A 3,801-nucleotide genomic window follows, 5' to 3' on the forward strand; every position below is an offset into this window, starting at 1 on the left:
TGTTTGTGGTCGATGCCGCGCATGAGAATAATCAGGTTCGTAATGCAGATGTAATTCTATCAGCCTCAAACATCGCATGGATACTGGAAAATCTATTAAATCAACACCCTGTTAATCGTGAAAACGGCCTGTTTCGACATGATCGGGGCCTCCTGCCACTTGATACTAAGTATGTACACTGTTGCTGCTCACAGAGAGCTGCAAGGCGGGTTTGCGCTATGTCAAGGCCGATCGGAAAACATTCTTTTTACGACAGGTCTGCAGCCAGCCGACTTCGAGCAGAACCGTGTGGACTACTATCGGGCGCTGAACCTGCCGCTCGATGTGGTGAAGAAAACCGACCCGCGGCTGGACTTCACCGATGCCCCGAACAGCCCGATTGCCAGCGAGGCGATGGCTCGCACGATGTTGGGCCTACGCCGATTCGCAGCACTCTTCCACGCCCATGACCAAACCGAACGTCCGCATCGCCGGCAGCGCCGCCGAGATCCCTGCCGAAGCCTGGGGCGAGCTCGCCGCGCCCGGCGACCCGTTCCTGAATGCCGACTTCCTGCGCATCCTCGAAGCCAGCGGCGTGGTCGCCCCGGAGACGGGCTGGCAGCCGCTCCACCTGCTTGCGACCGAGGACGACCGGGTCGTCGGCCTGCTGCCGCTGTACCTGAAATCGCATTCGCACGGCGACTTCATCTACGACTGGAGCTGGCGTCCGGTATGGGAGCGCTTCGGGCGGGACTATTACCCGCGCCTGATCTCCGGTGTGCCATACACGCCGGTCGCGGGGCCGAGGCTGCTGGTTGCGCCGCGCAGTGCCGACGCCGGTGCGGTGCGCCGGGCGCTGATCCGCGCGGCGCAGGCGCTGGTTGCCGGGCAGGGCTGGTCGAGCTGGCACGTCGCCCTCGCCGCAGCGGACGATGTCGCCACCCTCGAAGCCGCCGGCCTGCTCGTGTCGCACGACGTGCAGTTCCACTGGGCGGATGCCGGCTTCGGCGATTTCGACGGTTTCCTGCACTCCTTCTCCGCCGAGAAGCGCCGCAAGGTGCGCGCCGAGCGGCGGCGTGCGGCCCAGTCCGGGCTGCGCATCGAGGTGCGCCACGGCGGTGAGATCCGCGCCGACGAGTGGCCGGCGCTGCATGCGCTGTACCGGTCGACGTTCGAGCGCTTCGGCAACCACGCCGCGTTCAGCGCCGAATGCCTGGCGGCACTGGCCGCGGCGCTGGACGAGCGGATGGTGGTGTTTACCGCCTCCGACGGCGAGGTTCCGGTCGCGCTGTCGCTGTGCTTTCGCAGCGCCGACACCCTGTTCGGGCGTTACTGGGGGGCGAGCCGCGCGGTCGACAGCCTGCACTTCGAGCTGTGCTTCTATCGCGGGATCGACTACTGCCTGCGCGAGGGGCTCGTGCGTTTTGAGCCCGGCGCCGGCGGCGAGCACAAGATCGCCCGCGGCTTCGTGCCGCAGCGGCTGCGCTCCGCGCACTGGATTCCGGACCCCGCGATCCGGCGCATCGTCGCCCCCCACCTCGCCCGCCAGGCGGCCGGCGTCGCCGCCTACCGCGACGATGCGGCACGCCATCTGCCGTTTCGCCGCGCCGGGTGAACGCCGGGGCGTGCGCGCAGGGGGCCGTGCGCGATTCGCGTTAACATTGCCGTCGTCCGCATTGCCGTCTTCCACATTGCCGCCGCCCGTATCCACTGCCCTTTCTCGCTGCCTTTTCCATTCGCCAGAGAACCCATGATCCTCGTCCTCTCTCCCGCCAAGGCACTCGACTACCAGACCCCGCCGACGACGGCGTGCTTTACCCAGCCCGATTTCCTCGACGATGCCGCCGAACTGATCGAGGTGCTGCGCGAGCGCTCGCCGGCCCAGGTCGCCGAGCTGATGTCGCTCTCCGATGCGCTCGCCAGCCTCAATGTCGCCCGTTACGCGAGCTGGTCGCGCCCCTTCACCCCGGACAACGCCAAGCAGGCGGTGCTCGCCTTCAACGGCGATGTCTACGAAGGCCTCGATGCCGCCAGCCTGTCGGAGGCGGACCTGGCCTGGGCGCAGGACCATCTGCGCATCCTCTCCGGGCTGTATGGCGTGCTCCGCCCGCTCGACCTGATGCAGGCCTACCGTCTGGAAATGGGGACGAAGCTTGCCACCGCCCGCGGCCGCAATCTGTATGCGTTCTGGGGCGAGCGCATCACCGCGGCGCTCGACCGCCTGCTCGCCGACGAGGAAGCCGCCGGGCGCGAGCGCGTCCTGCTCAACCTCGCCTCCGACGAATACTTCAAGTCGGTGCAGCGCAAGAAACTCGCCGGCCGGATCGTCACTCCGGTGTTCGAGGACTGGAAGGGCGGGCGCTACAAGATCATCAGCTTCTACGCCAAGCGCGCGCGCGGCCTGATGAGCCGCTTCGTGATCCGCCAGCGCATCGACGAGGTCGAGGCGCTGCAAGGCTTCGCCAGCGCAGGCTACGCTTTCGCCGCCGCGGCGTCGGACGCCGACACCCTGGTGTTCCGCCGCCGCGAGGAGTGAGACCGATGAAGATCAGCGCGTGCTTCGATTCCGGTGCGATCGAGGTCGTCCGCCTCGACGATCCGCGGGACATCCACCTGCGCCTGCGCCAGGACAATGCCGCCGATTTCCGCCAGTGGTTCCATTTCCGCCTCTCCGGCGCCGCCGGCACGCCGCTGCGCATGGTGTTCGACAACGCCGCCGACGCCGCCTACCCGGACGGCTGGCCGGGCTATCGCTGCGTGGCCTCCTACGACCGCCGCCACTGGTTCCGCATTCCCTCCACCCGCTACGAGGACGGCACGCTGATCGTCGAGCACACGCCCGAGCGCGACAGCATCTACTACGCCTACTTCGAACCCTACTCGCACGAGCGCCATCTCGAGCTCCTCGGCCGGGTCGCGCACTCGCCCCATGCCTGCGTGCGCAACCTGGGGAGCACGGTGGACGGGCGCGACCTCGACCTCGTCGTGGTCGGCCGCCCCGCCCCCGGGCGCGTGCCGGTGTGGATCATCGCCCGCCAGCATCCGGGCGAGACGATGGCCGAATGGTTCGCCGAGGGCCTGCTCGAACGCCTGCTCGACCGCGCCGACCCGGTAGCGCGGCGGGTGCGGGAGCAGGCCGCGCTCTACATCGTGCCCAACATGAACCCGGACGGCGCGGTGCGCGGCAACCTGCGCACCAACGCCGCGGGGCGCAACCTGAACCGCGAATGGCGCGCGCCCGACCCCGCCGCCAGCCCGGAAGTGTTCGCCGTGCGCGCGGAGATGGAGCGCACCGGCTGCGCGCTGTTCCTCGACATCCACGGCGACGAGGCGCTGCCCTACGTATTCTTCTCCACCGCGGAGGAAGTCCCCGGTTTTTCCGCCGCGATGGCGGCCGCCCAGGCGCGCTTCGTCGAAGCCTTCGCCGCTGCGAGCCCCGACTTCCAGACCCTCGAAGGTTACCGACCGGGACGCTTCGGCGATGAACTGCTGAGCCTGGCGAGCAAGTGGGTTGCCCACCGCTTCGGCTGCGTGTCGCTGACGCTGGAAATGCCGTTCAAGGACAACGCGCTGCTGCCCGACGGCGAGGTCGGCTGGGACGGCGCGCGCAGCAAACGCCTGGGGGCGGCGATGCTCGGCCCGATCCTGCACCACCTGGCCCCGCCCGCCCCGGTGCGGCCGGTCGTGGTGGCCGTCGATCCGGGATGACGGTTATCCTAAATCCGGCAGTTACCCCAGCCCATCTGCATGATCAGCCAGCAAACGGAGGGGGTTCGGTGGCCCGATGGCTGCCAGCGTGCGCTTGAGCTGCTCACAGCAGCG

3 protein-coding genes are annotated in these 3,801 nt (G+C 68.2%); all 3 read left to right on the plus strand.

The features are described from left to right. Positions 1 to 445 precede the first annotated feature (445 nt). The 3 genes from MXC99_RS00630 (at position 446) to MXC99_RS00640 (ending at position 3,687) form a co-directional block, all read left to right on the plus strand. A complete protein-coding gene (locus MXC99_RS00630; RefSeq protein WP_247723709.1) occupies positions 446 to 1,594 on the plus strand; it encodes a GNAT family N-acetyltransferase in 1,149 nt (382 codons plus the stop codon). Between the two features lie 135 nt (positions 1,595 to 1,729). Further along, positions 1,730 to 2,515, plus strand: a complete 786-nt coding sequence (yaaA, locus tag MXC99_RS00635; RefSeq protein ID WP_247723710.1) for a peroxide stress protein YaaA — start codon at positions 1,730 to 1,732, stop codon at positions 2,513 to 2,515. Between the two features lie 5 nt (positions 2,516 to 2,520). Beyond that, complete coding sequence (locus tag MXC99_RS00640) at positions 2,521 to 3,687, plus strand: M14 family metallopeptidase (protein WP_247723711.1); 1,167 nt, start codon at positions 2,521 to 2,523, stop codon at positions 3,685 to 3,687. Positions 3,688 to 3,801: the final 114 nt, after the last annotated feature.

The organism is Thauera aromatica, assembly GCF_023093595.1.
GTDB classification, from domain to species: domain Bacteria; phylum Pseudomonadota; class Gammaproteobacteria; order Burkholderiales; family Rhodocyclaceae; genus Thauera; species Thauera aromatica_A.

Excerpts from the sequence above, each read along its gene's own strand:
- MXC99_RS00630 (WP_247723709.1), top strand. The coding sequence starts at position 446 with ATGACCAAACCGAACGTCCGCATCGCCGGCAGCGCCGCCGAGATCCCT.
- yaaA (WP_247723710.1), top strand. The coding sequence starts at position 1,730 with ATGATCCTCGTCCTCTCTCCCGCCAAGGCACTCGACTACCAGACCCCG.
- MXC99_RS00640 (WP_247723711.1), top strand. The coding sequence starts at position 2,521 with ATGAAGATCAGCGCGTGCTTCGATTCCGGTGCGATCGAGGTCGTCCGC.